Genomic DNA, 25,560 nt, shown 5'->3' on the forward strand with positions numbered 1-25,560 from the left:
GATACTACGCGAATCCCCGCTTCTCCGCCAGCCCGGGCGTGTCGCCTCAGGGCGGGGGCGGGCACCCGCCGCGGACGGCGGTGTGCGCGCCGCGGAGCGCGAGCACGACGGCCGCCGCCTAGGCTCTCCCTCGTCGAAGGGACCGCGGATGGCGCGCACGGAGAAGACGACGGACGGCACGGCGAGGAGCCCGCGGAGCTGGTACTCGCACCCCCTGGTGACCGTGCTCGTCGCGATCGTCGTCATCGCCCTCGTGCAGACGTTCTTCGTGAAGGTGTACACCGTGCCGACCGGCTCGATGGAGAACACCCTGCAGGGCGGCGGCTTCTTCGGCGACCGCATCCTGGTCGACCGCACCGCGGCCCTGCACGGCGAGCCTGAGTCGGAGCAGATCGTCGTCTTCTCTCGCGACGCGCGCTGGGGCGCGACGGACGCGGTCGGGAACCCGCTCTCCGAGGCGGTCAAGTACTTCGGCGACGTGACGAGCATCGGCCCGTCGCACGAGGAGTTCCTCGTGAAGCGCGTGATCGCGACCGCCGGCCAGACGGTCTCCTGCTGCGACGCCGAGGGGCACGTGCTCGTGGACGGGCAGCCGCTCGCGGGCGACTACGTCTTCGAGGACTTCCCGTTCACCCCCGGCACCCAGGACTGCGACTCGCAGCCCGCCTCCACCCGCTGCTTCCAGGAGTACACGGTGCCGGAGGACACGCTCTTCGTCCTCGGCGACCACCGCTCGAACTCCAACGACTCGCTCGGCGACTGCCGCGGGGCGCCGGGCCCGATCGACTCCTGCGTGAAGACGGTGCCGATCGAGAGGGTGGTCGGGCGCGTCTTCGCCGTGGCCTGGCCGCTGACCCGCTGGCGCCTCTTCTAGTCCGGCCCGCCCCCGGAACCGCGAAGGGGCGGAGCCGGATGCCGGAGCACCCGATCCCGCCCCTTCGGACGCGGACCCGCGAGATCAGCCGCGGACGACCGCGACGACCTGCGCGAACAGCGGGTGGTCCGCGCCGAGGCCGGTCACCTCGGCGACGAACTCCTCCGGCGACAGCGCCGCCAGCTTCTCCTTCAGCTCGACGCTCTGCGGGTCCTCCGGCACGTCGAAGCGGAGGGCCGCGCCGATCGCCGTCAGAAGTCCGCTCGGCACGTGCCCGCGCTCGGCGAGCTCGGCCGCCGGGCCGATGAAGCGCTCGTGCCGCGAGAGCTTGCGCAGCGGCTGGCGCCCGACCCGGTCCACCGTGTCGGTCAGACCCGGGTTCGCGAAGCGCTTCAGCGTCTTCCGGAGGTAGGCCTCCTGCTCCTCGTCGCTGAAGCCGTGCTTCTCGACGATCAGCGTCTTGGTGTCCTCGAGCGCGGCCTTCACCGCGTCGTGCACCTCGGGCAGCGCGAGCGCGTCCGACAGCTTGTGCGCGCCGGCCGCGAAGCCGACGTACGCCGCGGTGGCGTGCCCGGTGTTCACCGTGAAGAGCTTGCGCTCGATGAACGGCTCGAGATCGTCGACCCAGGTGGCGCCGGGGATCTCGGGCTCGGAGCCCTCGAACGGCGTGCGGTCGACGACCCACTCGAAGAAGCTCTCGACCGTGACGTCGAGACCCTGGCCGGCCGCCTGGTTCGGCACGATGCGGTCGACCGCGGTGTCCGCGAAGACCGCGCGGGAGCGCAGGCGCTCCCACTCGTCCGCACCGAGGCTCGCGGCGACCTCGGTCTGCAGCAGCCGGGTCGCGTTGATCGCGTTCTCGCAGGCCATCACGGCGAGGCGGGGCGCGGAGTCCGCGCGGGCGGCGAGGCCCTTCGCGATCACCGGGGCGACGAAGCGCAGGATGTTCGGACCCACCGCGGTGGTGACGAGGTCGGCGGCGGCGATCTCGCGGACGAGGGCCTCCTCGTCGCTCGCCGAGTTGATCGCGCGGAAGCCGTCGACGACGTGCGTCGCGGACGACTCCCCCACCTCGTGCACCTCGTAGCTGTCGGCGGCGGCGAGCTGATCGATCAGCGCCGCGTTGACATCGGCGAAGACGAGCTCGTAGCCGGCACCGTGCAGGATCAGCCCGACGAAGCCGCGGCCGATGTTGCCGGCGCCGAAGTGGACGGCGGTGGGCATCAGGAGTTGACCTCGCCCAGCAGCGCGTAGAGCGACTGCGCGTCCGGGGCGTCGAGGAGCTTCTGCACCTCGTCCTCCTCGGAGAAGATGATCGCGATCTTCGAGAGGATCTCGAGGTGCTCGTTGTTGACGCCGGCGATGCCGACGACGAAGCGGACCTCGTTGCCGTCCCAGTCGATCGGCTGCGCGTAGCGGACGAAGGAGAGCGCCGAGGAGCGGATCTCGTCCTTCGCGTCGTTCGTGCCGTGCGGGATGGCGAGCAGGTTGCCCATGTAGGTGGAGACGGTCGCCTCGCGGGCGAGCATCGCCTCGTGGTAGGCAGGCGTGACGGCGCCGACGCCGACCAGCATGTCGGCGGCCTCCTTGATGGCGGTCTCCTTCGACGTGGCGGTGCCGGAGGCGTTGATCTGTCCGATGGTGAGCACATCGCTCATGGCGTGCGTCCTTTCCGTGGGTGGTGAACGAATGAGGGAACCCGCAGGGGCGAGCGGAGCGTCTCCGCCACATCGCACCCTACGGGCTCCCTCAGGGGTGTTCCCGACTACTTGCCGTGCTGCTCCGCGACGAGCGAGACGACCTCGTCGTACTTGGGGCTGTTCATGAAGTTGTCGACGGAGACGTGGATCGCGCCCGGCGTGCGCTGGCGCGCCCGCTCGGTCAGCTCGGCCTGGGTGATGACCAGGTCGACGTCGTCCTCGAGGGCCGCGATCGCCTTGTTGGTGACCGTGACGTCCTCGAAGCCCGCCTTCTTCATCTTGTTGCGCAGGACGGAGGCGCCCATGGCGGACGATCCCATCCCGGCGTCGCAGGCGAAGACGATGTTGCGCACCTGCGTGGCGGTGGCGGTCGCCGAGGCGCCGTCCTGGTTGGACGCGCCGCTCGCGTTGAGGAGCGAGCCGACGGCGCTCTCCTTGCCCTTGTTCGACGAGTTGGCGGCGACGGCGGCGGCGAGCTTGTCGTCTCCGGCCTCCATGGCGTCGAGGTCGCGCTTGCGGCTGCCGCGGATGATGAACGACGCGACGACGAACGACACGGCCATCGAGAGCAGGACCGAGAGGATCACGCCGAGGTAGCTGTCACGCGAGGTCTGCAGGAGCACCGCGATGATCGATCCCGGGGACGCCGGGGCGACGAGGCCGGAGTCGAACGCGACGTTGGTCGCGACGCCCGTCATGCCGCCGAGGATGACGGCCGCGACGAGCGCGGGCTTCATCAGCACGTAGGGGAAGTAGATCTCGTGGATGCCGCCGACGAAGTGGATCAGCGCGGCGCCGGGGGCGGAGCCGCGGGCGATGCCCACACCGAAGATCGCGAAGGCGAGCAGCACGCCCATGCCGGGGCCGGGGTTGGCCTCGAGCAGGAACAGGTACGACTTGCCCTGGTCCTGCGCCATGACGGTGCCGAGCGGGGTGAGGACGCCCTGGTTGATGGCGTTGTTGAGGAACAGGATCTTGGCCGGCTCGATGAAGATCGAGGTCAGCGGCAGCAGGCCCGCGTTCACCAGGAGGTCGACGCCGTCGCCGAGGATCTTGGTGAGGAACGAGATGATCGGCGCGATGCCGAAGAACGCGCCCAGCGAGAGGAGCATGCCGAGGATTCCGGCGGAGAAGTTGTTGACCAGCATCTCGAAGCCGGGCTTGATCTTGCCGTCCCAGATCGAGTCGACCTTCTTCATCAGCCACGCGGCGAGCGGGCCGATGATCATGGCGCCGAGGAACATCGGGATGGTGGCGCCGACGATGACGCCCATGGTGGCGATCGAGGCGACCACGCCACCGCGCTGGCCGTAGACCATGCGGCCACCGGTGTTCGCGATGAGCAGCGGGAGCAGGTAGGTGATCATCGGGGCGACGAGACCGATGTACTGCTGGAAGGTCGCGCCGTCCTCACCGGCGGCGAGCTGGGTGCGGGCACCCTCCCAGCCGATCTGGGCCGCGTCGCCGAAGCCGCCGAGGATGCCGTTGGGCAGCCAGCCCGCGGCGATGAAGAGCGAGGTGATGAGACCCCACGCGATGAAGGCCGCGATGTTCGGCATGACCATCCCCGAGAGGAAGGTGCCGAATCGCTGGACGTGGACGCGCGTACCTCCGCGCGTCGACGTCGCTGACGTCGTTGTCATGTGGTGTGTTCTCCGATTCTGAGGGTGGGAGATCCGGTCGCTCCGGAGGCGGGCCGGGCTCCCGCGGGGCGGGACGAGACGGGGTGGTGCAGGGGTCGTGCCGTGGTGCGGGTGGTGCGGGGTGGTGCTGCGGAGGATCGCGCGGATGCGGGCCGCGCGATCCCCGGGATCAAGAGGCGGCGATCGCCTCGGTGACGGCGGACCGGGCGTCCGCCGCGCTGTCGGCCGCGAGGGCGAGCTCGGCGTAGCGCCTCGCGTCCTCGAGGGTGTGCTCGGCCAGCTCGGCGCGGACGTCGGCGAGAGCCGACGGCGACATCGAGAGGGTCGTCGCGCCGAGGCCCACGAGGACCACGGCGAGCAGCGGATCCGCGGCGGCCTCGCCGCAGATGCCGACGGGCTTGCCCAGTGCGGCGCCCGCGCGGCCGACCTCGCCGACGAGGCGGAGGACGGCGGGGTGCCACGGGTCCTGGAAGGCGGACACGGTGCCGAGCATCCGGTCCGCCGCCAGGGTGTACTGGGTCAGGTCGTTGGTGCCGATGGAGGCGAAGTCGGCGACTCCGAGGATCCGGTCGGCGAGCAGGGCGGAGGAGGGGACCTCCACCATCACGCCGGCGGTGCGGATCCCGAGCTCCTTGGCCATGGAGGTGAAGTAGCGGGTCTCGTCGACCGTCGCGACCATCGGCGCCATGACCCACAGGTCGGCGTCGGTCGCGGCATCGGCCTGGGCGAGCGCGGTGAGCTGGTCGCGGAGGATCTGCTCGCTCGCGCGCAGGGCGCGGAGTCCGCGGAGGCCGAGCGCCGGGTTCTCCTCGTGGTTGTCGTTGAGGAAGGCGAGCGGCTTGTCGGCGCCGGCGTCGAGCGCGCGCACCACGACCTTGCGGCCGGGGAAGGCGGCGAGGAGGCGGGTGTACTGCTCGGCCTGCTCGGCGACGGTCGGGGCCTCCTTCGCGTCGAGGAAGAGGAACTCGGTGCGGAACAGGCCCACGCCCTCCGCGCCGAGCTCGACGGCGTTCTCGGCGCCGTCGGCCGAGCCGAGGTTCGCCAGCAGCGGCACGGCGTGACCGTCGGCGAGGGCGCCCGGGACGACGGGGGCGGCGAGCATCTCGGCGCGCTCCGCGATCGAGGACTTCGCGTCGCCGATCTCGACGTCGGACGGGTTCACCGTCACGACGCCGGAGGAGGCGTCGAGGATGACGAGCTGGCCGTCGCGCAGGTCGAGCGCGCCGGTGGTGCCGACGATGGCGGTGATGGACTTCTCGCGGGCGAGGATCGCCGTGTGCGAGGTCGGGCCGCCGTCGCTGGTGATCAGGCCGAGGACCTTCTCGAGGTCGAGCAGCGCGGTGTCGGCCGGCGCGAGGTCGCGGGCGACGAGCACGAACGGCTCGTCCGACTCCGGGACGCCGGGCGCCGGGACGCCGCGCAGGTGGGCGACGACCCGCTGCGAGACGTCGTCGAGGTCGGTCGCGCGCTCGGCCATGTAGCCGCCCATCGCGACCAGCAGATCGCGGAAGCCGGCGAACGCCTCGTGCACCGCGCGCTCGGCGGTCTTGCCGGTCGCGAGCCGCGCCTTGACGTCGTCCGCGAGCGAGGGGTCCTCCGCCATCAGCGCCTGCGCGTCGAGGACGTCCTTCGCCGAGCCGCCGGCGCGCTCACCGCGGTGGCGGATGGTCGCGGCGGTCGCCGACAGGGAGGCGACCGCGCGCTCCTCCTCCTGCGCGACGGAGCGGGTGCTGGCGGTGTCCTCGGGCTCGGGGAGCGGGTCGGGCATGCGCAGCACCGGCCCGAGGGCCAGGCCGCGGCCGACTCCGGTGCCCTGGAGCTTCGCGGAGGCGTAGGCGGTGGAAGGAGTGGACAGCGTCATGGGTTCCCGGTTCCTGTCGTGCGTCTCGTCGGTGAGAGGGCGGTGGGGCGAGGGGTCTTAAGCGTCGTGGTCGGTGGAGAGGAACTCCGCGAGCTCGTCGAGGATCGCCTGCTCGTTGTCGCCCTCGACGGAGAGGGTCAGCGAGTCGCCGTGCTCGATGCCGAGCGAGATGATGCCGAGGATCGAGGCCGCGTTCACCGCGGTGCCCTCGCCCTTCTTCACCAGGACCTTCTGACCCGACTTCGCCGCGGCCTGGCTGAAGAGCGAGGCGGGGCGGGCGTGGAGGCCCTTCGACGATGCAACCTGCACGGTGCGCTCGACCATGAACGTTTCTCCTTGATCCTGCAGTCGGAACTGCGTCAGTGGTTCCCGGCGCCGGGCGCGAGGCCCGGGGCGGGAGGTGAGGCGTCCCCGTCCGATCCTGCGACGACCGCGCGAGCGGCGAAGAGGACGGGAAGGGTGTCGAGCACGGCATCGGCACCGTGCGCCCCGAAGACGTCGTGCGGGAGGAGTGCTGCCGCGGCGCCGACGTGCACCGCGCGCTGGCGGAGCTCGTCGAACTGCGGCTCGAGGTGCGGTCCGACCAGGAGGACGTCCGCCTGGGGCAGAGCGTCCGCGAGACCGGGAAGGGTCTCGGATCGGAACACGGCATCGATGCCGCGCTGCTTCGCGCCCGCTCGCAGCCGGTGGGCCAGGAACGTGCTCGACGCGCCTGCACCGCAGACGATCAGGATCGTGCGCACCTCGTTCGCCTCCTCGCGTCCGGGTCTTGCCTCATCCAAGCATCTCGGGGGCCGCGCGTCCGCCCCCGCAGACAATCTTCCGCGGGGGCGGAAGAGCGCTCCCGGCGGCTTCGGCGCGGGTCCGACCCCGCCGACCCGGAGATGGTTGACTGGAAGACCGATGCCTGACAACCGCGAACGACTGCTGGAGTACCTCTCCCGCGCCGACGGCTGGGTGACCGCGCACGAGCTGGCCGACCGGCTCGGAGTCACCACCCGGAGCGTCCGCAGCTACGTGACGGCGGTGAAGGCCCAGGCGGCCCCGCTCGAGCCCGTGGAGTCGTCGGCCAACGGCTACCGGCTCGCGCGCGACGCGTACACGGCGTTCCTCGAGACCCGGCTGCTCCGCGACGACGAGCCGGACACCCCGCGCGACCGGCTGTACAGCATCGTCCGGCGCCTGGTCGACTCCGACGAGGGACTCGACCTCGCGGCACTGGCGGACACGCTCTCCGTCAGCGAGTCGACGATCGACGCCGATCTGCGCCGGGTGAAGGCGCTGGCGGACGAGTCCGGCCTGGCCCTCGTGCGCCGCGGCCCTTCCATTCGTCTCGAGGGCAGCGAGGAGGCCCGGCGCCGGCTGATCTCGCGGATGTTCCGCGACGAGAGCGCGCAGGGCGTCTTCACGCTGGACGACGTGCAGCGCGAGTTCGCCTCCCCCGGTCTCGGCGCGTTCAAGACCGAGCTGCTGGCCGAGCTCGAGACCCGCGGCTACTACATCAACGACTACGGCGTGAACAGCGTGCTGCTGCACATCGCGATCGCCGTCGACCGCGTCTCCCGGGGCATCGGCGACCCGTCCGGCTCGCGCCCCTCCCCCGCGGTGCACGGCGAGCTCGCCGCGCTGCTCGCCGAGCTCGTCGAGCGCCACTTCGCCACGCGGCTCACCGACGCCGAGCTCGCCCAGCTGGCGATCCTGATGACGACGCGGGTGGCGACGCCGGGGCAGAACGAGCCCGTCGCCGCCGTCGTCGAGAACTACCTCGATCCGGAGGACGTCGCCGTCGTCCGCGAGCTCGTCGCGGATGTGAACGAGGCGTACCTCGTCGACCTCGACGACGAGGGCTTCATCGTCCGCCTCGCGCTGCACGTGCGGAACCTCGTCGCGCGGGCGGCCGAGGGCGGCTACTCACGGAACCCGCTCACCCGCTCGATCAAGACCAGCTTCCCGATGACCTACGAGATCGCGGTGTTCCTCGCGAGCGGACTGCAGCGCCTGCGCGGGATCACCGTCAACGAGGACGAGATCGCCTACATCGCCCTGCACGTCGGCTCCTTCCTCGAGCGGGTGTCCCGGCGCGAGGAGCGGCTCTCCTGCGTCATCGTCTGCCCGAACTACTACGACCTCGCGCACATGCTGCGGCTGCGGGTCGAGCGCTCGCTCGGCACCGAGGTGGAGGTCCGCTCGCTGATCACCCGGAGCGACGTCGACTGGGACCGCCTGACCGCGGATCTGGTGATCACCACGATCGACGAGCGGCCCGCCTCCGAGGACGTCGTCGTGGTGCAGCCGTTCCTCACCGACCACGACGTGGACGCCGTGCGCCGCGCCATCGCCCGGGTGCGCCGGCACCGCCGCCGCGCGAGGATCAAGGACGAGCTGCTGCAGTTCTTCGACGAGTCGCTCTTCTTCCGGAACGTGCACGCGCGCGACGAAGCCGCGATGATCCGGCTGCTCGGCGAGCGGATGATCGCCGACGGCATCATCGACGAGGACTACGTCGACGGCGCGATCGAGCGCGAGCGCATGAGCTCCACCGCGTTCACCGACAACCTCGCCGTCCCGCACGCGATGGCGATGAGTGCGCGCCGGACCGCGATCGCCATCGTCGTCAACGACGTGCCGATGGCGTGGGGCGAGCAGCGGGTGAACGTGATCGCGATGATCGCCTTCGCCTCCGCCGGCCGCAGCAGCTTCCAGTCCGTCTTCGACCAGTTCGTCGAGGTCTTCGCCGACCGCGCGGAGGTGCAGCGCCTGATCCGCCGCTCCGCGGACTTCGGCGGCTTCATCGAGGAGCTGGTCAGGGTGATCGACAGCTAGCTGTCGGTCACCCTGACCAGCTCCTCCAAGGCGGCCAGCCGGGCGGTCCAGTGGACCGCCCTCACCGCGGAAGACTCGACAACGCGACGGCGACCCTCAATGGGTCGCATCACCGCGACGAAGTCCTCCCCTACGCGATCGGCGTCGGCACTATCCCGTACTGCGCGAGGCCGGCGGCGCCGCCGTCGGCGAGCGTCGTCACCCAGATGCCGTCGCGGTGCACCGCGACCGAGTGCTCCCAGTGCGCCGACATGCTGCCGTCGATGGTGGCGACGGTCCAGTCGTCCTCGCGGACGACCGTCTCGGCGCTGCCCGCGGTGACCATCGGCTCGATGGCGACGACGAGACCGGGCTTCACCTCCGGGCCGCGCTGGCGCACCCGGTAGTTGAACACCGGCGGCGCCTCGTGCATCGTCCTGCCGATGCCGTGGCCGATGTAGTCGGTGAGGATGCCGTAGACGGCGCCGGAGGCCTCCGCCTCGTCCTCGATGTACTCCTCGATCGCCGCGCCCACCTCGTTGAGGTGCCGCGCCGACGCGAGAGCCGCTATGCCGCGCCAGAGCGAGCCCTCGGTGACGCGGGACAGCGCCTCGCGGCGCGCGACCTCGTCGGGGCGCTCGGCGTCGGGCAGGACGATCGTCAGGGCGGAGTCGCCGTTCCAGCCGTCGATCTCGGCGCCGCTGTCGATGGAGACGATGTCGCCGGGCTCGAGGACGCGGCCGCCGGGGATCCCATGCACGACCTCCTCGTTCACCGAGGCGCAGATCGTGTGCCGGTAGCCCGGCACGAGCTGGAAGTTCGAGTGCCCACCGAGCGCGACGATCGCGGCCTCGGCGATCGCGTCGAGCTCGAGCGTGCTGACGCCGGGTCGCACGGCGGCACGGACAGCGTCCAGGGACGCGGCGGTCGCCAGCCCGGGCGCGATCATCGACCGCAGCTGGGCCGGCGTCTTGTAGAGGGAGGAGCGCAGCGCCACGGGTCAGGCGGCCGGCGAGTCGCCGACGAGGCGACCGACGCGGTGGCCCTCGAGGGCGACGACGATGCGCTCGGTGACCTCGTCGACCGGGCCGAGGCCGTCGACGACGATGACGAGCCCGCGCGCGGCGTAGATGTCGATCAGCGGCGCGGTCTGCTCCTCGTAGAGAGCGAGACGGTGCCGGATGACCTCCTCGGTGTCGTCGCTCCGGCCCTGCTCCGCGGAGCGCTTGAGCAGACGTGCGACGACCTCGTCGGGATCGGCGGTCAGCTGCACGACCGCGTCGAGCCGGTTGCCGTCCGCCGCGACGATGCGGTCGAGCTCGTCGACCTGCTCCGTGGTGCGCGGGTAGCCGTCGAGGAGGAAGCCCGTCGAGACGTCGGCCTCCTGCAGCCGGTCGTGCACGATCGCGTTGGTCAGCTCGTCGGGCACGTAGCGGCCGGCGTCGAGGTAGGACTTGGCCTGCAGGCCGAGCTCGGTCTCGTTGGCGACGTTGGCGCGGAAGATGTCTCCGGTCGAGATCGCGGGGACCTTCAGGACCTCGCTGAGCCGAGCGGCCTGAGTCCCCTTGCCGGCGCCCGGAGGGCCGATCAGCAGCAGACGGAAGCCGACCGGGGTCGAGGTCATCGGAGGAGCCCTTCGTAGTGGCGCTGCTGCAGCTGGGAGTCGATCTGCTTCACCGTCTCGAGTCCGACTCCGACGATGATCAGGATGGACGTGCCGCCGAACGGGAAGTTCTGGTTGGCGCCGACGAGCGCGAGCGCCACGAGGGGCACGAGCGCGATCAGACCGAGGTAGACCGAGCCGGGCAGCGTCACCCGGGTCAGCACGTAGTTCAGGTACTCGGCGGTCGGACGGCCGGCGCGGATGCCGGGGATGAAGCCGCCGTAGCGCTTCATGTTGTCGGCGACCTCGTCCGGGTTGAAGGTGATCGCGACGTAGAAGTAGGTGAAGCCGACGATCAGCAGGAAGTACAGCGCCATGTAGAGCGGGTGATCGCCCTTGGTGAGGTAGTTCGTGATCCAGGTCACCCAGAACGGCGCCTCCTGGCCGGCCGCGGGCTGGTTGAACTGCGCGATGAGCGCGGGCAGGTACAGCAGCGACGAGGCGAAGATGACGGGCACGACGCCGGCCATGTTGACCTTGATCGGGATGTACGTGTTGTTGCCGCCGTACGTTCTGCGCCCGACCATCCGCTTGGCGTACTGCACGGGGATCCGCCGCTGCGACTGCTCGACGAAGACGACCGCGACGACGAGCACGAGCCCGACCGCGAGGACCAGGAGGAAGGTCTCGAAGCCGCGCGACTGCGCGATCGACCAGAGCGAGGTGGGGAACTGGGCGGCGATCGAGGTGAAGATCAGGAGCGACATGCCGTTGCCGATGCCGCGCTCGGTGATGAGCTCGCCCATCCACATGATGATGCCGGTGCCCGCGGTCATGGTGATGACCATGAGCAGGATGGAGTACCACTCGTCGGTGATGATGAGCGCCGAGCACTCCGGGACACCGGAGTTGCCGAACAGCGCGCCCGAGCGGGCGACGGTGATGAGGGTGGTCGACTGCAGGACGCCCAGCGCGATCGTGAGATAGCGGGTGTACTGCGTCAGACGGCCCTGGCCCGACTGGCCCTCCTTGTAGAGGGTCTCGAAGTGCGGGATGACCACGCGCAGGAGCTGCACGATGATCGACGCCGTGATGTACGGCATGATGCCGAGCGCGAAGATCGACAGCTGGAGCAGGGCTCCACCGCTGAAGAGGTTCACGAGCTCGTAGAGACCCGAAGTGCCCTGGTTGCCGGCGAGGCAGGCCTGGACGGCCTCGAAGTCGACGAACGGAGCGGGGATGAAGGATCCCAGCCGGAAGATCGCCACGATCGCGAGAGTGAAGCCGATCTTGCGGCGGAGGTCGGGGGTGCGGAAGATCCGCGCTACGGCGCCAAACATCTACCTAGGGTCTCCTGCTCAGTTCTTGGTGCGGGATACAGGTCGAGCTTGCCACGCGCTCTCCAGGGGCGAGGTGCCCGTGGGGAGTCGTCGTGGCAAGCCCGACCGACAAGCTGCTGGTGCTACTTGATGGATCCGCCCGCGGCGACGATCTTCTGCTCGGCGGAGCTGGAGACCTTGTCGACCGCGACGTTCAGCGTAACCGCAATGTCCCCGTCGCCGAGAACCTTGACCTTCTCGTTCTTGCGGACGGCACCCTTCGCGACCAGGTCGCTGATGGTGACGTCGCCGCCCTGAGGGTAGAGCTCCGCGAGAGCGGACAGGTTCACGACCTGGTACTCGACGCGGAACGGGTTCTTGAAGCCGCGGAGCTTCGGGGTGCGCATGTGCAGCGGCATCTGCCCACCCTCGAAGCCGACGCGCACCTGGTAGCGGGCCTTGGTGCCCTTGGTGCCGCGACCGGCGGTCTTTCCCTTGGATCCCTCACCGCGGCCGACGCGAGTCTTCGCCTTCTTGGCGCCCACTGCGGGTCGGAGGTGGTGGACCTTGAGCACGTGCTCCTTGGTCGAGGCCTGCGCGGGAGTCGTGGACTCCGCGACGGCCTGGTTCTTCTCAGCCATTAGTCAATCTCCTCGACCTTCACCAGGTGGGCGACGGTCTTCACGTATCCGCGGTTCTGAGAGTTGTCCTCGCGGACGACGCTCTGACCGATCTTCCTGAGGCCGAGCGAGCGCAGCGTGTCGCGCTGGTACTGCTTCTCGCTGACCTTCGACTTGATCTGGGTCACCTTGAGCTGGGCCATCAGGCACCTGCCTTCGACTTGGACGCGGCGGCGAGGGCGTCGGCCTCGGCACGGACGAGCCGGGGCGGCGCGACCTGGTCGAAGTCGAGCCCGCGACGAGCGGCGACGGCGCGCGGCTCCTCGAGCTGCTGCAGGGCCGTCACCGTCGCGTGGACGATGTTGATGGTGTTCGACGAGCCGAGCGACTTGCTCAGGACGTCGTGGATGCCGGCGCACTCGAGCACGGCGCGGACGGGACCGCCGGCGATGACACCGGTACCCGACGACGCGGGGCGCAGGAGCACGACACCGGCAGCGGCCTCACCCTGGACGGGGTGCGGGATGGTCGAGCCGACGCGCGGGACGCGGAAGAAGTTCTTCTTCGCCTCCTCGACGCCCTTGGAGATGGCGGTGGGGACCTCGCGGGCCTTGCCGTAGCCGACTCCGACGAGTCCGTTGCCGTCGCCGACGACGACGAGCGCGGTGAAGCTGAAGCGACGACCGCCCTTGACGACCTTCGACACGCGGTTGATGGTCACGACGCGCTCGAGGAACTGGCTCTTCTCGGAGTCGCGGCCACCGCGGTCGCGGCCACCCTGGTTGCGGTCACGGCCGCCACGACGGGGCTCGCGAGCCTCCTGCTGGGGCTGCGTGGACGCAGCGGTCTCGACGGGGGCCTCCGACACGGCGGCGACCTCGGGTTCCTTGCTCTCTGCGGCGGTCACAGGTTGAGCCCTGCCTCTCGTGCTCCATCGGCGATCGCGGCGACGCGACCGGCGTACTTGTTGCCTCCGCGGTCGAAGACGACCGCCTCGACTCCTGCGGTCTTCGCGCGCTCGGCGAGAAGCTCGCCGACCCGGCGGGCCTTGGCGGTCTTGTCACCGTCGAACACGCGGAGGTCGGCCTCGAGGGTCGACGCGGACGCGAGGGTGCGACCCAGCGAGTCGTCGACGATCTGCACGAAGACGTGACGGGCCGATCGGTTGACGACGAGACGGGGGCGCTCGGCGGAGCCGACGACCTTCTTGCGCAGACGGTCGTGACGACGACCGCGCGCAGCGGACTTGCTCTTTCCTCTGGTTCCGAGTCCCATGATCACTTACCGCTCTTTCCGGCCTTGCGGCGAACGACCTCGCCGGCGTAGCGCACGCCCTTGCCCTTGTAGGGCTCGGGCTTGCGGATCTTACGAATGTTGGCGGCCACTTCACCGACGGCCTGCTTGGAGATGCCGTGCACGGTGACCTTGTTGTTGCCCTCGACCGTGAACGAGATGCCCGCGGGAGGGGTGACGACGACCGGGTGCGAGAAGCCGAGGGCGAACTCGATGTCCGAGCCCTTCACCAGCACGCGGTAACCGGTTCCGACGACCTCGAGGCCCTTGGAGTAGCCCTGCGTGACACCGATGATGTCGTTCGCGATGAGCGTCCGGGTGAGGCCGTGGAGCGAGCGCGACTCGCGCTCGTCGTCGGGGCGGGAGACCAGGACCTGGCCGCCTTCGACGGCGACCTGGATCGGGCTGGCGACCGGGACGGTCAGCTCGCCCTTGGGGCCCTTGACGGTGACGAGGGATCCGGCGACGGAGACGTCGACGCCCGCCGGGATCTCGATGGGGAGTCTTCCGATTCGCGACATGGGGTTACCACACGTAGGCGAGGATCTCCCCACCCACGCCCTTCTTCTCGGCCTGACGGTCGGTCAGCAGACCGCTCGACGTGGACAGGATGGCGACGCCGAGGCCACCGAGGACGGTGGGGATCTCGGTCGACTTCGCGTAGACGCGCAGGCCGGGCTTCGAGACGCGCTTGATGCCGGCGATGGAGCGCTCGCGGTTCGGTCCGTACTTGAGGGAGATGGAGAGCGTCGTGCCGACGCGCGCCTCCTCGACCTTCCAGTCGGAGATGTAGCCCTCGCGCTTGAGGATCTCGGCGATGTTCGCCTTGAGCTTCGAGCCGGGGAGGGCGATGGAGTCGTGGTGCGCGGAGTTCGCGTTGCGGATTCTGGTCAGCAGATCTGCGACCGGATCAGTCATGGTCATGGCTGATGGTGCCTTTCTCGCCTGGTTTCGGCACCCTTTACAAGAGTGACGACCTGTGGTGTGGGACGGCGCCGACGACGTCGACGCCCATGCGGCCGCGCGAGCGCAGGCCAACGAGCCATGGTACACGGCTGAGGGCCGGCGGTCGAGGGCCGACGGCCGATCCTCCCGGAGGAGGACCGGAGCTCTGAGAGTGCTTCCGCGCCGCGGGGCGGGCGGGTGCACAGCGAGGCCGGAGGGCGGGTGATCCGCCCTCCGGCCTCGGGGGTCGTGCTACGCGTTGTCCGCCGACTTGAACGGGAAGCCGAGCTGCTTGAGCAGCGCGCGACCCTCGTCGTCGGTCTTCGCGGTGGTGACCACGGTCACGTCGAAGCCGCGGACGCGGTCGATGCGGTCCTGGTCGATCTCGTGGAAGATCGACTGCTCCGTGATGCCGAAGGTGTAGTTGCCGTTGCCGTCGAACTGGCGGTCCGAGAGACCGCGGAAGTCGCGGATGCGCGGCAGCGCCACCGAGAGCAGGCGGTCCAGGAACTCCCACGCGCGGTCACCGCGGAGGGTGACGTGCGCGCCGATGGCCTGGCCCTCGCGCAGCTTGAACTGCGCGATGGACTTGCGGGCCTTCGTGACCTGGGGCTTCTGGCCCGTGATCGCGGTGAGGTCCTTGATGGCGCCGTCGATGATCTTGCCGTCGCGGGCCGCCTCGCCGACTCCGGTGTTCACGACCACCTTGACCAGGCCGGGGACCTGGTGGATGTTCGAGAAGCCGAACTGCTCCTTGAGAGCGGGGATGATGTCGGCCTGGTACTTGGCCTTGAGCCGCGGCTGAACCTTCGCAGCCACTGCGGTGGTGTCAGTCATTACAGTTCCTCACCCGACGCCTTCGCGTAGCGAACGCGAACCGTCTTGGTCACGCCGTCCTTGGTGACGGCCACGTTGCGGTGGCCGACCCGGGTCGGCTTCTTGGTCTTCGGGTCGACGACCGCGACGTTCGAGATGTGGAGGGGGGCCTCGATGGTCTCGATGCCGCCCTCCTTCGAGCCGCGCTGCGACTGGCCGACGCGGTTGTGCTTCTTGACGAAGTTCACACCCTCGACGACGACGCGGTTCTTCTCGACCAGGACCTCGAGAACCTTGCCCTGCTTGCCGCGGTCTCCGCCGCGGGCCTGGGTCGCGCCCGAGATGACCTGCACGAGGTCACCCTTCTTGATCTTGGCCATGACTAGATAACCTCCGGTGCCAGCGAGACGATCTTCATGAACTTCTTGTCGCGGAGCTCGCGACCGACCGGTCCGAAGATGCGGGTGCCGCGGGGGTCCCCGTCGTTCTTCAGGATCACGGCGGCGTTCTCGTCGAACTTGATGTACGAGCCGTCGGGACGACGGGTCTGCTTGATGGTGCGGACGATGACGGCCTTGACCACATCGCCCTTCTTGACGTTTCCGCCGGGGATCGCGTCCTTGACGGTCGCGACGATGACGTCACCGAGGCCGGCGTAGCGGCGGCCGGAGCCACCGAGCACGCGGATGGTGAGGAGCATCTTGGCGCCGGTGTTGTCGGCGACCTTGACTCGGGATTCTTGCTGAAGCATGTGTCTCTCCTGCTAACTCAAGCGGGCCGGGGCCTACTTGGCCTTCTCGAGGATCTCGACCAGGCGCCAGCGCTTGGTGGCGCTGAGGGGACGGGTCTCGCTGATGACGACGGAGTCGCCGATGCCGGCGGAGTTCAGCTCGTCGTGGACCTTGACCTTGGACGTGCGGCGGATGACCTTGCCGTACAGCGGGTGCTTCACCCGGTCCTCGACCTCGACGACGATGGTCTTGTCCATCTTGTCGCTGGTCACGTAGCCGCGACGGGTCTTGCGGTAACCGCGAGCGCCCGCCTCCTTGATGTCGTGGGCGGCCGACTCGTGGCCGGCGCTGTCAGTGACGGTTGCCATTACTTGGCCTCCTCGTTCGACTCGGTCGCCTCGACCTCGGCCTTGGCGGCCTTCTTGGTCTTCGGCTTCTTCTCCGCCTTGGCCGGAGCCTCGACGGGTGCGGGGGTGGCGCGGATGCCCAGCTCGCGCTCACGGATGACCGTGTAGATGCGGGCGATGTCGCGCTTGACGGCACGCAGGCGGCCGTTGGTGTCCAGCTGGCCGGTGGCCGACTGGAAGCGGAGGTTGAACAGCTCCTCCTTGGCCTTCTTCAGCTCCGTGACGAGACGCTCGTCCTCGAAGGTGTCGAGCTCGGTGGGAACGAGCTCCTTGGATCCGATCGCCATTATGCGTCTCCCTCCTCGCGCTTGATGATGCGTGCCTTGAGGGGCAGCTTGTGGATGGCACGGGTCATGGCCTCACGAGCGAGCTGCTCGTCGACGCCGGCGACCTCGAAGAGGACGCGACCCGGCTTGACGTTCGCGACCCACCACTCCGGCGAGCCCTTACCGGAACCCATGCGGGTCTCGGCGGGCTTCTTGGTCAGCGGGCGGTCGGGGTAAATGTTGATCCACACCTTTCCACCGCGCTTGATGTGGCGCGTCATGGCGATACGAGCGGACTCGATCTGACGGTTGGTCACGTAGGCCGGGGTGAGGGCCTGGATGCCGTACTCACCGAACGACACCTTGGTGCCACCGGTGGCCTGGCCGGAACGGCCCGGGTGGTGCTGCTTGCGGTGCTTGACTCGACGCGGAATCAACATGGTTATGCCTCAACTCCTGCTGCGACGGGCGCCTCGCTCTGCTGGCGGGGGGCGCGACGCGGACGGTCGCTGCGCTCGGGGCGCGACGACTTGCTGTTCGCCTGCTCCCGAGCGAGCTCCTTGTTGGTGATGTCGCCCTTGTAGATCCAGACCTTCACGCCGATGCGGCCGAAGGTGGTCTTCGCCTCGTAGAAGCCGTAGTCGATGTTCGCGCGGAGGGTGTGCAGCGGCACGCGTCCCTCGCGGTAGAACTCCGAACGGCTCATCTCGGCACCGCCGAGGCGGCCGGAGACCTGGATGCGGACGCCCTTGGCGCCGGCGCGCTGCGCGCCCTGCAGACCCTTGCGCATCGCACGGCGGAAGGCCACGCGGGCGGAGAGCTGCTCGGCGATGCCCTGCGCGACCAGCTGAGCCTCGGCCTCGGGGTTCTTCACCTCGAGGATGTTCAGCTGGATCTGCTTGGCGGTGAGCTTCTCGAGGTCGGCGCGGATGCGCTCGGCCTCGGCGCCGCGGCGACCGATCACGATGCCCGGGCGGGCGGTGTGGATGTCGACGCGGACGCGGTCGCGGGTGCGCTCGATCTCGATGCGGGCGACGCCCGCGCGGTCGAGCTGCGTGGCGAGGAGCCGGCGGATCTTGACGTCCTCAGCGAGGAAGTCGCTGTACCGCTGGCCCTTCTTGGTGCTGTCGGAGAACCAGCGCGACACGTGGTCGGTGGTGATTCCCAGACGGAAACCGTAGGGGTTTACTTTCTGACCCATTACTTGGTCCCCTCCTCAGGAGTGGCCAGCACGACGGTGATGTGGCTGGTGCGCTTGTTGATGCGGAAGGCACGACCCTGAGCACGGGGCTGGAATCGCTTGAGGGTGGTTCCCTCATCGACGAAGGCGCGGGACACGAACAGGTCCTGGTCGTCGAGGTACTCGTTCGAGGCATCGGCCTTGACGCGAGCGTTGGCCATCGCCGAGGCGACGAGCTTGTAGACGGGCTCGGACGCACCCTGCGGGGCGAACTTGAGGATGGCCAGGGCCTCCTCCGCCTGCTTCCCGCGGATCAGGTTCACGACACGGCGAGCCTTCTGGGGGGTGACGCGGATGTGTCGCACGCGTGCGATCGACTCCACCATTTCTCTCCTCCTTCTCGTCGCCGCGTCAGCGGCGACGGCCCTTCTTGTCGTCCTTCTCGTGACCGCGGAAGGTCCGAGTGGGGGCGAACTCGCCGAGCTTGTGGCCGACCATGGTCTCGGTCACGAACACGGGGATGTGCTTGCGACCGTCGTGGACCGCGATGGTGTGTCCCAGCATCGCCGGGATGATCATCGAGCGGCGCGACCAGGTCTTGATGACGTTCTTGTTGCCGGCTTCGTTGGCGGTGAACACCTTGCGGAGCAGGTGGTCGTCAACGAAGGGGCCCTTCTTGAGACTGCGAGGCATCTTCTACAACTCCTACTTGCGCTTCTTACCGGCGGTGCGGCGGCGAACGATGAGCTTGTCGCTCTCCTTGTTGGGGCGACGGGTGCGTCCCTCGGACTGGCCCCAGGGGCTGACCGGGTGGCGACCACCGGAGGTCTTGCCCTCTCCACCACCGTGGGGGTGGTCGACCGGGTTCATCGCGACACCGCGGACGGTCGGGCGGACGCCCTTCCAGCGCATGCGGCCGGCCTTGCCCCAGTTGATGTTCGACTGCTCGGCGTTGCCGACCTCGCCGATCGTGGCGCGGCAGCGCGCGTCGACGTTGCGGATCTCGCCCGACGGCAGGCGGAGCTGCGCGTAGGGGCCGTCCTTGGCGACGAGGCGGACCGAGGTGCCGGCCGAGCGGGCGAGCTTGGCGCCGCCGCCCGGCTTGATCTCGATGGCGTGGATGACCGTACCGGTCGGGATGTTGCGCAGCGGCAGGTTGTTGCCGGGCTTGATGTCGGCACCCGAGCCCGACTCCACGACGTCGCCCTGCGAGAGCTTGTTCGGAGCCAGGATGTAGCGCTTGGTGCCGTCCACGAAGTGGAGCAGCGCGATGCGCGCCGTGCGGTTGGGGTCGTACTCGATGTGAGCGACCTTGGCGTTGATGCCGTCCTTGTCGTTCCGACGGAAGTCGATCAGACGGTACTGGCGCTTGTGGCCACCACCGATGTGACGCGTCGTGATGCGACCGGAGTTGTTGCGGCCACCGGTCTTGGACAGCGGGCGAAGGAGCGACTTCTCGGGCGTCGATCGGGTGATCTCGGCGAAGTCGGCAACGCTGGAGCCGCGGCGACCGGGGGTCGTGGGCTTGTACTTACGAATAGCCATTGTCTGTTTCCTCTACGCTTCTTCGGCTCAGCCGACGCTCGTGAAGATGTCGATGGAGCCGGACTTCAGCGTGACGATCGCGCGCTTGGTGTCCTTGCGCTTGCCGGCCCCGAACTTCGTGCGGCGGGTCTTGCCCTGACGGTTCAGCGTGTTGATCGACGCGACCTGGACACCGAAGATCTTCTCGATGGCGAGCTTGATCTCGGTCTTGTTGGAGCGCGGGTCGACGACGAAGGTGTACTTGCCCTCGTCGATCAGGCCGTAGGACTTCTCCGAGACCACCGGCGAGATGATGACGTCGCGGGGGTCCTTGTTGAACGCGGCGGACTGGCTCATGCGCTCACCTCTTCCTTCTTGGCGCCGGACTTCGAGGCGACGAACGCGTCGAGTGCGGCCTTCGTGAAGACGATGTCGTCGGAGACGAGCACGTCGTACGCGTTGAGCTGGTCGGACGGCAGGATGTGCACGAACGGCACGTTGCGGAGCGAGAGCTCGGCGATGAAGTCGTCGCGCTCGAGGACCACGAGGACGTTGCGCGACACCGAGAGGGCCTCGAGCAGGACGAGGACGTCCTTCGTCTTCGGGGTCTCGCCGAGGGCGAGGGACTCGACCACGTGCACGCGCGAGCCGCGGGCGCGGTCCGAGAGAGCACCGAGCAGGGCCGCGGCGATCATCTTCTTGGGGGTGCGCTGCGCGTAGCTGCGGGGGGTGGGTCCGTGGACCACGCCACCACCGGTCATGTGCGGGGCGCGGATCGAGCCCTGACGAGCGCGACCGGTTCCCTTCTGCTTGAACGGCTTGCGGCCGGCTCCCGAGACCTCGCCACGGTTCTTCGTGGAGTGGGTGCCCTGGCGCGCCGCGGCGAGCTGCGCCACGACGACCTGGTGGATCAGGGGGATGTTGGTCTGGACGTCGAAGAGCTCGGCGGGGAGCTCGAACGCGCCCGACTTGTTGCCCTGGACGTCGATGATGTCGACAGAGGTAGCCATGGAACTACGCTCCCTTCACGGCGTTGCGAACGAACACGAGGCGACCGCGCGCACCGGGGACGGCGCCCTTGACGAGCAGCAGACCCTTCTCGGCGTCGACGGAGTGCACCTTGAGGTTGAGCACGGTGACGCGCTCGCCACCCATGCGACCGGCCATGCGCATGCCCTTGAAGACACGGCTGGGGGTCGAGGAGGCGCCGATGGAGCCGGGCTTGCGGTGGTTGCGGTGCGAACCGTGCGAAGCCGAGACGCCCTTGAAGTTGTGACGCTTCATGACACCGGCGAAGCCCTTGCCCTTGGAGGTGCCGACGACGTCGACCTTGGTGCCGGCTTCGAAGACGGCGTCCACGGTCAGCTCCTGGCCGGCCGAGTAGTCGGCGGCGTCGGAGGTGCGGACCTCGGTGAGGTGGCGGCGGGGAGTGACGCCCGCGGCGTCGAAGTGACCGGCGGCGGGCTTGTTCACCTTGCGCGGGTCGATCGCACCGGCGGCGAGCTGGACGGCGGTGTAGCCGTCCTTCTCCTCCGTGCGGACCTGGGTCACGACGTTGGGGCTGATCTCGATGACCGTGACGGGGACGAGCTTGTTGTTCTCGTCCCAGACCTGGGTCATGCCGAGCTTCGTGCCGAGGAGGCCCTTGCTGGTCTTCAGCGTGGGGGAAACAGTGACAGACATGGTGGCACTCCTCCTTAGAGCTTGATCTCGATGTTGACGTCGGCCGGGAGGTCGAGGCGCATCAGCGAGTCGACGGCCTTGGGCGTCGGGTCGATGATGTCGATGAGGCGCTTGTGGGTGCGCATCTCGAAGTGCTCGCGGCTGTCCTTGTACTTGTGGGGAGAACGGATCACGCAGACCACGTTCTTCTCGGTCGGAAGCGGCACGGGGCCGACGACCGTTGCACCGGCACGGGTCACCGTGTCGACGATCTTGCGCGCCGACGTGTCGATGACCTCGTGGTCGTACGACTTCAGTCGGATGCGGATCTTCTGTCCCGCCATGTGTGATCTCTCACTCTCTTGTTATTGCGTCGTACGCCACTCCCCCGGCCGGAGCCGGGCTCGTGTCGCATAGGACGCGCTCGCGAAGGAACATCCGGAGAACCGGAGGAAGTGCACCAGTGTTCTTCTGTCAAAAGCACCGCGCTCGAGGCGCTCTGAGAGCCGTGCAGAACGCACGACGCACGGAGAGCCCGTTGAGTTGTCGGTTGTTGTCGTTCTGCTACCCGCCGCCTCGACGTCGCACTCGCGGGGCCGCCCTCTCGGGTCGAGCCGCTGGGGCGCCGTCTCGGCACTGCCTGGCAGTGTTCCACCCCCTCGCAGCACGCTGCGCGGGCGGAAATTTTGAACTAGAAGAGTCTCTCACGGATCCAGCACCCGTGCAACCCGGGCGTGTCGCGGCGCGGAGGTCGGTGGCCGCGGACGTCCGCCCGCGGAATCCCGGGCCTCACCGCACCCGGGCGACGCTCGCCGCTCACTCGAAGAGCAGAGCGCGCAGCGTCGTGTCGGCCGAGCCGGGGCGGGACGGATCGATCGTCTCGCCCGCGCGGAAGTGATCGAGCACCCGCGGGTCGACGTAGCTCGCGCGAGCCACGGTCGGCGTGTTCCCGAGCACCTCGGACGCGTCCTTCATCGCCTGCGAGATCGCCCTCGTGCGCAGCCGCTGGGTGGGCTGCGGGCCCGCCTTCGCAAGACTCAGCGCTGCGGCGACCGTGCCGTGCAGAGTGCGGAAGTCCTTCGCCGTGAAGTCGTCGCCAGCGCGCTCGCGCACGTAGTCGTTGATATCGGCTGCGGAGACCGGGCGCCAGACGCGGCCGTCCTTCCAGGCCAGGAGCCGGGCGTTCGGGCCGCGGCGCTTCAGTGCCCGGACCACCCGGGCCAGGTCGTGGTCGAGGATCTCGCTCGTCCAGGCCTGGTGGCTCTTGCCGGGGAAGGCCAGTGCGACGCGATCGCCGTGCGTCGTCGCGTGCGAGCAGAGCAGCGTCGTGAGGCCGATGCTGCCGTGCTCCTTCGCGTACTGCTCGCTGCCGACCCGCAGCGAGCCGGTGTCGAGCATCCGGAAGCCGGTCGCCAGCGCGCGCTCGCGGGTGGGCCCGTCGTCGCGGAGGGCGATCGTCACCCGGCGGCGGGCACCGGGAAGGGCTTCCGCGAGACGGAGCGCCCGGTCGAACTTGATCCGGTCCTTCTGCTCGCGCCAGGTCGGGTGGTAGATGTACTGCCGCCGGCCGGCGCCGTCGACGCCCGTGGCCTGGATGTGCCCGTTGGGGTACGGCGCGATCCAGACGTCCTGCCAGGCCGGCGGGATGCCGAGGTGGTCGAAGCGGTCCCGCAGCTCGGGGTCCGTGACCGTGGCGCCCTTGGGGTCGCGGTAGCTGAAGCCGGTACCGGAGCGGACCCGGCTGTAGCCGCGACCGCTCGAGTCGGTCCGGCGGAGTCGTTGAGTGAGCGGATCGGCCATCGACCCGACGATAGGGCGGGGGCTCCGGCACCGTCAGCGGGTTGACGGGCGCCCCCGGCCCTGCGCTACTCGTTGCCGAGGCGCTTGTCGGCCTGGCGCTTGAGGTCCTCGATGCGGTCGTCGTACTTGCCCTTGGTGAGGCGGCTCGCGATGTCGCCGGTCTTCTCGAGCACCTGGTCTGAGACGCCCTCCGCCTTCTCGCTGCGGAGCGTCTCCTGGACCTTCTTGCTGTTGAGCAGCTCGCCGGCCTGTCGTCCGAGCTTGCCGAAGTCCACCATGGTTCCTCCTTGATCCGTGCGGGCAGGGGGCCGCGCGAGCCTCAGTGTGGCGACACCGCCTGGACGAACGATGCGGGACGCGCCGGGGAGATCAGAGAGCGAGGACGCGGGCCGCGGCTTCGGCGAGGGCCCGGCCGTAGGAGGGTCCGTGGCCGGCGGCGTGCACCGCGAGCGGATGGAGCTGGTGCAGCGGCACGCGGTCCTCGGACCCGGGCCGGAGCGGGTGGACCTCCTCGTAGCCGGCGAGGACGTCGTCGAGCCGGGGCAGCCCGAAGAGGGCCAGCATGGCGAGGTCCGTCTCGCGGTGGCCGCCGTGCGCGGCCGGGTCGATCAGCACCGCGCCCTCGTCCGACCACAGCACGTTGCCGTTCCAGAGGTCGCCGTGCAGGCGCGCCGGGACGTCGTCGTCGTCGAAGGCTCCGGCCCGGACGAGGTCGAGGGCGCTCTCGACGGTGCGGGCGTCGGCGGAGGACAGGTTCCCCGCCTCGAGGGCCGGGCGGAGGAAGGGCCGGACCCGCTGCTCCGCGTAGAACCGGCCCCAGGAGTCCTCCGGAGTGCAGGGCATCCTGCGGCGTCCGATGAAGGCGGGGCCGGACCAGCCGGCCGGCGGCGCACCGAAGGCGGCGGCTCCCGCGTCGTGCGTGCGCGCGAGGGCGCCTCCGAAGCGCCGGGCGGCCTCCCGCGTCGGGCGGGCGGAGCGGACCTCCTCGAGCTCGATGCGGCCGGGCTCGACGAGCAGCACCTCGGCGCAGCGCGCTCCCCCGGCCTCCTCGGCCTCGGCCAGCCAGCGCAGTCCCGCCGCCTCCCACTCGAAGAACTGCGCGGGAGCGGACGGGTTCGTCTTCACGAAGGGCATGCCTCCCACGCTAGTCAGCCTCCGCCGAGCGGATCGAGACCGGGGCCGACCTGCACCGGGAACGACGAGAGGGGCCGCCCGCCGAAGCGGACGACCCCTCTCGAGAGATCAGTAGGAGAACCTACTTGACGATCTTGGTGACCGTTCCGGCACCCACGGTGCGGCCACCCTCACGGATGGCGAAGCCGAGGCCCTCCTCCATGGCGATCGGCTGGATCAGCGCGACCGTCATGTCGGTGGTGTCGCCGGGCATGACCATCTCGGTGCCCTCGGGCAGCGTGATGACGCCGGTGACGTCGGTGGTGCGGAAGTAGAACTGGGGGCGGTAGTTCCCGTAGAACGGGTTGTGACGCCCACCCTCGTCCTTGGACAGGATGTACGCGGTGCCCTCGAAGTCCGTGTGCGGCGTGACCGAACCCGGCTTGACGACGACCTGGCCGCGCTCGACGTCCTCGCGCTTGGTGCCGCGGAGGAGCAGACCGCAGTTCTCGCCGGCCCAGGCCTCGTCGAGCTGCTTGTGGAACATCTCGATGCCGGTGACCGTGGTCTTCTGCGTCGGGCGGATGCCGACGATCTCGACCTCGGAGTTCAGCGAGAGGGTGCCGCGCTCGGCGCGACCGGTGACGACGGTTCCACGACCGGTGATCGTGAAGACGTCCTCGATCGGCATGAGGAACGGCTTGTCCTTGTCGCGGATCGGGTCCGGGACGGAGGCGTCGACGGCGTCCATGAGGTCGAGGATGGACTGGGTCCACGCCTCGTCGCCCTCGAGGGCCTTGAGGCCGGAGACGCGGACCACGGGGGCGTCGTCGCCGGGGAAGCCCTGCGAGGACAGCAGCTCGCGGACCTCGAGCTCGACGAGCTCGAGGATCTCCTCGTCGTCCACCATGTCGGCCTTGTTCAGGGCGACGAGGAGGTACGGCACGCCGACCTGCTTGGCGAGGAGGACGTGCTCACGGGTCTGAGCCATCGGGCCGTCGGTGGCGGCGACCACGAGGATCGCGCCGTCCATCTGAGCCGCGCCGGTGATCATGTTCTTGATGTAGTCGGCGTGACCGGGGGCGTCGACGTGCGCGTAGTGGCGCTTCGGCGTCTCGTACTCGACGTGCGAGATGTTGATCGTGATGCCGCGCTGGCGCTCCTCGGGAGCGGAGTCGATCGACGCGAAGTCACGCTGGACGTTGGTCGCGGACGGGTACTTGTCCGCCAGAACCTTCGAGATCGCCGCGGTGAGGGTGGTCTTTCCGTGGTCGACGTGACCGATGGTTCCGATGTTGACGTGCGGCTTGGTCCGCTCGAACTTGGCCTTAGCCACTGTGGGTCCTCCTCAGGACTTAGGTGCAAGCATCCGCATCCGACGCCGCACGGGGCGGCACGAGG

Annotated in this window: 35 protein-coding genes; 2 read left to right on the top strand and 33 right to left on the bottom strand. The window is 69.3% G+C overall.

Features of this window, described 5'->3' with window-relative positions:
- Positions 1 to 148: 148 nt before the first annotated feature.
- Positions 149 to 874, top strand: a complete 726-nt coding sequence (gene lepB, locus EDF43_RS06705) for a signal peptidase I (protein WP_132436032.1) — start codon at positions 149 to 151, stop codon at positions 872 to 874.
- A gap of 84 nt (positions 875 to 958) precedes the next feature.
- Here lepB and EDF43_RS06710 read toward each other — a convergent pair whose 3' ends face one another.
- The 6 genes from EDF43_RS06710 to EDF43_RS21735 all read right to left on the bottom strand — a co-directional run bounded on the left by EDF43_RS06710 (position 959) and on the right by EDF43_RS21735 (position 6,821).
- Positions 959 to 2,098 carry a mannitol-1-phosphate 5-dehydrogenase gene (locus tag EDF43_RS06710; RefSeq protein ID WP_132436033.1) on the bottom strand — a complete coding sequence of 380 codons (1,140 nt, stop codon included), beginning with the start codon at positions 2,096 to 2,098 and terminating at the stop codon, positions 959 to 961.
- A complete protein-coding gene (locus EDF43_RS06715) occupies positions 2,098 to 2,532 on the bottom strand; it encodes a PTS sugar transporter subunit IIA (RefSeq protein WP_123445065.1) in 435 nt (144 codons plus the stop codon). Before EDF43_RS06715 ends, EDF43_RS06710 begins: the two co-directional genes overlap by 1 nt.
- Positions 2,533 to 2,639: 107 nt before the next feature.
- Positions 2,640 to 4,217: a PTS mannitol transporter subunit IICB gene (locus tag EDF43_RS06720; protein ID WP_123735034.1), complete on the bottom strand. Its 1,578-nt coding sequence runs from the start codon at positions 4,215 to 4,217 to the stop codon at positions 2,640 to 2,642.
- A 169-nt stretch (positions 4,218 to 4,386) separates the two neighbouring features.
- Complete coding sequence (gene ptsP / locus EDF43_RS06725) at positions 4,387 to 6,078, bottom strand: phosphoenolpyruvate--protein phosphotransferase (protein ID WP_123735033.1); 1,692 nt, start codon at positions 6,076 to 6,078, stop codon at positions 4,387 to 4,389.
- 57 nt (positions 6,079 to 6,135) lie between these two features.
- The gene (locus EDF43_RS06730; RefSeq protein ID WP_123702116.1) at positions 6,136 to 6,402 is read right to left on the bottom strand and encodes an HPr family phosphocarrier protein; all 267 of its coding nucleotides are present in this window, start codon (positions 6,400 to 6,402) and stop codon (positions 6,136 to 6,138) included.
- Positions 6,403 to 6,437: 35 nt separating this feature from the next.
- The gene (locus EDF43_RS21735; protein ID WP_165909035.1) at positions 6,438 to 6,821 is read right to left on the bottom strand and encodes a PTS sugar transporter; all 384 of its coding nucleotides are present in this window, start codon (positions 6,819 to 6,821) and stop codon (positions 6,438 to 6,440) included.
- 160 nt (positions 6,822 to 6,981) lie between these two features.
- Between EDF43_RS21735 and EDF43_RS06740 the strand changes: the two genes are divergently transcribed.
- Positions 6,982 to 8,901 (top strand): BglG family transcription antiterminator, encoded by a 1,920-nt coding sequence (locus EDF43_RS06740; protein WP_132436035.1) that lies wholly within the window; start codon positions 6,982 to 6,984, stop codon positions 8,899 to 8,901.
- A gap of 130 nt (positions 8,902 to 9,031) precedes the next feature.
- Here the strand turns inward: EDF43_RS06740 and map are convergent, their stop codons facing one another.
- The 27 genes from map to tuf all read right to left on the bottom strand — a co-directional run bounded on the left by map (position 9,032) and on the right by tuf (position 25,495).
- A complete protein-coding gene (gene map, locus EDF43_RS06745) occupies positions 9,032 to 9,877 on the bottom strand; it encodes a type I methionyl aminopeptidase (protein ID WP_132436036.1) in 846 nt (281 codons plus the stop codon).
- Positions 9,878 to 9,880: 3 nt separating this feature from the next.
- Positions 9,881 to 10,504, bottom strand: coding sequence for an adenylate kinase (locus tag EDF43_RS06750; protein WP_123445057.1), 624 nt, complete (start codon positions 10,502 to 10,504; stop codon positions 9,881 to 9,883).
- Complete coding sequence (gene secY / locus EDF43_RS06755) at positions 10,501 to 11,823, bottom strand: preprotein translocase subunit SecY (RefSeq protein WP_123445056.1); 1,323 nt, start codon at positions 11,821 to 11,823, stop codon at positions 10,501 to 10,503. Before secY ends, EDF43_RS06750 begins: the two co-directional genes overlap by 4 nt.
- A gap of 122 nt (positions 11,824 to 11,945) precedes the next feature.
- Positions 11,946 to 12,443 carry a 50S ribosomal protein L15 gene (gene rplO, locus EDF43_RS06760; protein ID WP_123445055.1) on the bottom strand — a complete coding sequence of 166 codons (498 nt, stop codon included), beginning with the start codon at positions 12,441 to 12,443 and terminating at the stop codon, positions 11,946 to 11,948.
- Entirely contained in the window at positions 12,443 to 12,625 is a 183-nt protein-coding gene (gene rpmD / locus EDF43_RS06765) for a 50S ribosomal protein L30 (RefSeq protein WP_173232138.1), read from the bottom strand. The genes rplO and rpmD overlap by 1 nt, the downstream gene beginning before the upstream one ends.
- Positions 12,625 to 13,290, bottom strand: coding sequence for a 30S ribosomal protein S5 (rpsE, locus tag EDF43_RS06770; RefSeq protein ID WP_173287519.1), 666 nt, complete (start codon positions 13,288 to 13,290; stop codon positions 12,625 to 12,627). Before rpsE ends, rpmD begins: the two co-directional genes overlap by 1 nt.
- Before the next feature lie 35 nt (positions 13,291 to 13,325).
- On the bottom strand, positions 13,326 to 13,697 hold the full coding sequence (rplR, locus tag EDF43_RS06775) for a 50S ribosomal protein L18 (RefSeq protein WP_123445053.1): 372 nt from the start codon (positions 13,695 to 13,697) through the stop codon (positions 13,326 to 13,328).
- Positions 13,698 to 13,699: 2 nt separating this feature from the next.
- Positions 13,700 to 14,236 (bottom strand): 50S ribosomal protein L6, encoded by a 537-nt coding sequence (gene rplF, locus EDF43_RS06780; RefSeq protein WP_123445052.1) that lies wholly within the window; start codon positions 14,234 to 14,236, stop codon positions 13,700 to 13,702.
- Positions 14,237 to 14,240: 4 nt separating this feature from the next.
- Positions 14,241 to 14,639, bottom strand: coding sequence for a 30S ribosomal protein S8 (gene rpsH, locus EDF43_RS06785; RefSeq protein WP_123445051.1), 399 nt, complete (start codon positions 14,637 to 14,639; stop codon positions 14,241 to 14,243).
- Positions 14,640 to 14,912: 273 nt separating this feature from the next.
- Positions 14,913 to 15,497, bottom strand: a complete 585-nt coding sequence (gene rplE / locus EDF43_RS06790) for a 50S ribosomal protein L5 (protein WP_123445050.1) — start codon at positions 15,495 to 15,497, stop codon at positions 14,913 to 14,915.
- Positions 15,497 to 15,856: a 50S ribosomal protein L24 gene (rplX, locus tag EDF43_RS06795; RefSeq protein WP_123445049.1), complete on the bottom strand. Its 360-nt coding sequence runs from the start codon at positions 15,854 to 15,856 to the stop codon at positions 15,497 to 15,499. The genes rplE and rplX overlap by 1 nt, the downstream gene beginning before the upstream one ends.
- 2 nt (positions 15,857 to 15,858) lie before the next feature.
- Entirely contained in the window at positions 15,859 to 16,227 is a 369-nt protein-coding gene (rplN, locus tag EDF43_RS06800) for a 50S ribosomal protein L14 (RefSeq protein WP_123445048.1), read from the bottom strand.
- A 33-nt stretch (positions 16,228 to 16,260) separates the two neighbouring features.
- The gene (gene rpsQ, locus EDF43_RS06805) at positions 16,261 to 16,575 is read right to left on the bottom strand and encodes a 30S ribosomal protein S17 (protein ID WP_123445047.1); all 315 of its coding nucleotides are present in this window, start codon (positions 16,573 to 16,575) and stop codon (positions 16,261 to 16,263) included.
- Complete coding sequence (rpmC, locus tag EDF43_RS06810) at positions 16,575 to 16,901, bottom strand: 50S ribosomal protein L29 (RefSeq protein WP_056037322.1); 327 nt, start codon at positions 16,899 to 16,901, stop codon at positions 16,575 to 16,577. The genes rpsQ and rpmC overlap by 1 nt, the downstream gene beginning before the upstream one ends.
- Positions 16,901 to 17,320 carry a 50S ribosomal protein L16 gene (gene rplP / locus EDF43_RS06815; protein WP_123445045.1) on the bottom strand — a complete coding sequence of 140 codons (420 nt, stop codon included), beginning with the start codon at positions 17,318 to 17,320 and terminating at the stop codon, positions 16,901 to 16,903. Before rplP ends, rpmC begins: the two co-directional genes overlap by 1 nt.
- Before the next feature lie 2 nt (positions 17,321 to 17,322).
- Complete coding sequence (rpsC, locus tag EDF43_RS06820) at positions 17,323 to 18,081, bottom strand: 30S ribosomal protein S3 (RefSeq protein WP_056037327.1); 759 nt, start codon at positions 18,079 to 18,081, stop codon at positions 17,323 to 17,325.
- Positions 18,081 to 18,446, bottom strand: coding sequence for a 50S ribosomal protein L22 (gene rplV / locus EDF43_RS06825; RefSeq protein WP_123445044.1), 366 nt, complete (start codon positions 18,444 to 18,446; stop codon positions 18,081 to 18,083). The genes rpsC and rplV overlap by 1 nt, the downstream gene beginning before the upstream one ends.
- Before the next feature lie 25 nt (positions 18,447 to 18,471).
- Positions 18,472 to 18,753: a 30S ribosomal protein S19 gene (gene rpsS, locus EDF43_RS06830; RefSeq protein ID WP_055787078.1), complete on the bottom strand. Its 282-nt coding sequence runs from the start codon at positions 18,751 to 18,753 to the stop codon at positions 18,472 to 18,474.
- Between the two features lie 12 nt (positions 18,754 to 18,765).
- Complete coding sequence (gene rplB, locus EDF43_RS06835) at positions 18,766 to 19,605, bottom strand: 50S ribosomal protein L2 (RefSeq protein ID WP_123445043.1); 840 nt, start codon at positions 19,603 to 19,605, stop codon at positions 18,766 to 18,768.
- A 27-nt stretch (positions 19,606 to 19,632) separates the two neighbouring features.
- Entirely contained in the window at positions 19,633 to 19,941 is a 309-nt protein-coding gene (gene rplW, locus EDF43_RS06840) for a 50S ribosomal protein L23 (protein ID WP_123445042.1), read from the bottom strand.
- The gene (rplD, locus tag EDF43_RS06845; RefSeq protein ID WP_132436037.1) at positions 19,938 to 20,594 is read right to left on the bottom strand and encodes a 50S ribosomal protein L4; all 657 of its coding nucleotides are present in this window, start codon (positions 20,592 to 20,594) and stop codon (positions 19,938 to 19,940) included. The genes rplW and rplD overlap by 4 nt, the downstream gene beginning before the upstream one ends.
- 4 nt (positions 20,595 to 20,598) lie before the next feature.
- The gene (rplC, locus tag EDF43_RS06850) at positions 20,599 to 21,267 is read right to left on the bottom strand and encodes a 50S ribosomal protein L3 (RefSeq protein ID WP_104224566.1); all 669 of its coding nucleotides are present in this window, start codon (positions 21,265 to 21,267) and stop codon (positions 20,599 to 20,601) included.
- A 14-nt stretch (positions 21,268 to 21,281) separates the two neighbouring features.
- Entirely contained in the window at positions 21,282 to 21,590 is a 309-nt protein-coding gene (gene rpsJ, locus EDF43_RS06855) for a 30S ribosomal protein S10 (RefSeq protein ID WP_005050520.1), read from the bottom strand.
- Positions 21,591 to 22,062: 472 nt separating this feature from the next.
- Complete coding sequence (locus EDF43_RS06860) at positions 22,063 to 23,046, bottom strand: DNA topoisomerase IB (RefSeq protein WP_132436038.1); 984 nt, start codon at positions 23,044 to 23,046, stop codon at positions 22,063 to 22,065.
- Positions 23,047 to 23,111: 65 nt separating this feature from the next.
- Complete coding sequence (locus tag EDF43_RS06865; protein ID WP_123735027.1) at positions 23,112 to 23,324, bottom strand: antitoxin; 213 nt, start codon at positions 23,322 to 23,324, stop codon at positions 23,112 to 23,114.
- Between the two features lie 91 nt (positions 23,325 to 23,415).
- Complete coding sequence (locus EDF43_RS06870) at positions 23,416 to 24,180, bottom strand: fructosamine kinase family protein (protein ID WP_132436039.1); 765 nt, start codon at positions 24,178 to 24,180, stop codon at positions 23,416 to 23,418.
- Between the two features lie 121 nt (positions 24,181 to 24,301).
- Entirely contained in the window at positions 24,302 to 25,495 is a 1,194-nt protein-coding gene (gene tuf / locus EDF43_RS06875) for an elongation factor Tu (protein ID WP_123445037.1), read from the bottom strand.
- Positions 25,496 to 25,560: the final 65 nt, after the last annotated feature.

This window comes from Rathayibacter sp. PhB179 (genome assembly GCF_004345345.1).
In the GTDB taxonomy this organism is placed as follows: Bacteria; Actinomycetota; Actinomycetes; order Actinomycetales; family Microbacteriaceae; genus Rathayibacter; species Rathayibacter festucae.

Coding starts and splice junctions, on each gene's coding strand:
- rplD (WP_132436037.1), bottom strand. CDS start 20,594: ATGGCTACCTCTGTCGACATCATCGACGTCCAGGGCAACAAGTCGGGC.
- rpsC (WP_056037327.1), bottom strand. CDS start 18,081: ATGGGTCAGAAAGTAAACCCCTACGGTTTCCGTCTGGGAATCACCACC.
- lepB (WP_132436032.1), top strand. CDS start 149: ATGGCGCGCACGGAGAAGACGACGGACGGCACGGCGAGGAGCCCGCGG.
- rpsH (WP_123445051.1), bottom strand. CDS start 14,639: ATGACCATGACTGATCCGGTCGCAGATCTGCTGACCAGAATCCGCAAC.
- EDF43_RS06720 (WP_123735034.1), bottom strand. CDS start 4,217: ATGACAACGACGTCAGCGACGTCGACGCGCGGAGGTACGCGCGTCCAC.
- EDF43_RS06870 (WP_132436039.1), bottom strand. CDS start 24,180: ATGCCCTTCGTGAAGACGAACCCGTCCGCTCCCGCGCAGTTCTTCGAG.
- rplF (WP_123445052.1), bottom strand. CDS start 14,236: ATGTCGCGAATCGGAAGACTCCCCATCGAGATCCCGGCGGGCGTCGAC.
- rplR (WP_123445053.1), bottom strand. CDS start 13,697: ATGGGACTCGGAACCAGAGGAAAGAGCAAGTCCGCTGCGCGCGGTCGT.
- secY (WP_123445056.1), bottom strand. CDS start 11,823: ATGTTTGGCGCCGTAGCGCGGATCTTCCGCACCCCCGACCTCCGCCGC.
- ptsP (WP_123735033.1), bottom strand. CDS start 6,078: ATGACGCTGTCCACTCCTTCCACCGCCTACGCCTCCGCGAAGCTCCAG.
- rplV (WP_123445044.1), bottom strand. CDS start 18,446: ATGGTGGAGTCGATCGCACGCGTGCGACACATCCGCGTCACCCCCCAG.
- EDF43_RS06730 (WP_123702116.1), bottom strand. CDS start 6,402: ATGGTCGAGCGCACCGTGCAGGTTGCATCGTCGAAGGGCCTCCACGCC.
- rpmC (WP_056037322.1), bottom strand. CDS start 16,901: ATGGCGATCGGATCCAAGGAGCTCGTTCCCACCGAGCTCGACACCTTC.
- rplP (WP_123445045.1), bottom strand. CDS start 17,320: ATGTTGATTCCGCGTCGAGTCAAGCACCGCAAGCAGCACCACCCGGGC.
- rplO (WP_123445055.1), bottom strand. CDS start 12,443: ATGGCTGAGAAGAACCAGGCCGTCGCGGAGTCCACGACTCCCGCGCAG.
- rplX (WP_123445049.1), bottom strand. CDS start 15,856: ATGGCCAAGATCAAGAAGGGTGACCTCGTGCAGGTCATCTCGGGCGCG.
- EDF43_RS06740 (WP_132436035.1), top strand. CDS start 6,982: ATGCCTGACAACCGCGAACGACTGCTGGAGTACCTCTCCCGCGCCGAC.
- rpmD (WP_173232138.1), bottom strand. CDS start 12,625: ATGGCCCAGCTCAAGGTGACCCAGATCAAGTCGAAGGTCAGCGAGAAG.
- rplC (WP_104224566.1), bottom strand. CDS start 21,267: ATGTCTGTCACTGTTTCCCCCACGCTGAAGACCAGCAAGGGCCTCCTC.
- rpsQ (WP_123445047.1), bottom strand. CDS start 16,575: ATGGCAACCGTCACTGACAGCGCCGGCCACGAGTCGGCCGCCCACGAC.
- EDF43_RS06750 (WP_123445057.1), bottom strand. CDS start 10,504: ATGACCTCGACCCCGGTCGGCTTCCGTCTGCTGCTGATCGGCCCTCCG.
- EDF43_RS06865 (WP_123735027.1), bottom strand. CDS start 23,324: ATGGTGGACTTCGGCAAGCTCGGACGACAGGCCGGCGAGCTGCTCAAC.
- EDF43_RS06715 (WP_123445065.1), bottom strand. CDS start 2,532: ATGAGCGATGTGCTCACCATCGGACAGATCAACGCCTCCGGCACCGCC.
- EDF43_RS06860 (WP_132436038.1), bottom strand. CDS start 23,046: ATGGCCGATCCGCTCACTCAACGACTCCGCCGGACCGACTCGAGCGGT.
- rplB (WP_123445043.1), bottom strand. CDS start 19,605: ATGGCTATTCGTAAGTACAAGCCCACGACCCCCGGTCGCCGCGGCTCC.
- rpsS (WP_055787078.1), bottom strand. CDS start 18,753: ATGCCTCGCAGTCTCAAGAAGGGCCCCTTCGTTGACGACCACCTGCTC.
- rplE (WP_123445050.1), bottom strand. CDS start 15,497: ATGACTGACACCACCGCAGTGGCTGCGAAGGTTCAGCCGCGGCTCAAG.
- rplW (WP_123445042.1), bottom strand. CDS start 19,941: ATGAGCCAGTCCGCCGCGTTCAACAAGGACCCCCGCGACGTCATCATC.
- rplN (WP_123445048.1), bottom strand. CDS start 16,227: ATGCTTCAGCAAGAATCCCGAGTCAAGGTCGCCGACAACACCGGCGCC.
- rpsJ (WP_005050520.1), bottom strand. CDS start 21,590: ATGGCGGGACAGAAGATCCGCATCCGACTGAAGTCGTACGACCACGAG.
- EDF43_RS06710 (WP_132436033.1), bottom strand. CDS start 2,098: ATGCCCACCGCCGTCCACTTCGGCGCCGGCAACATCGGCCGCGGCTTC.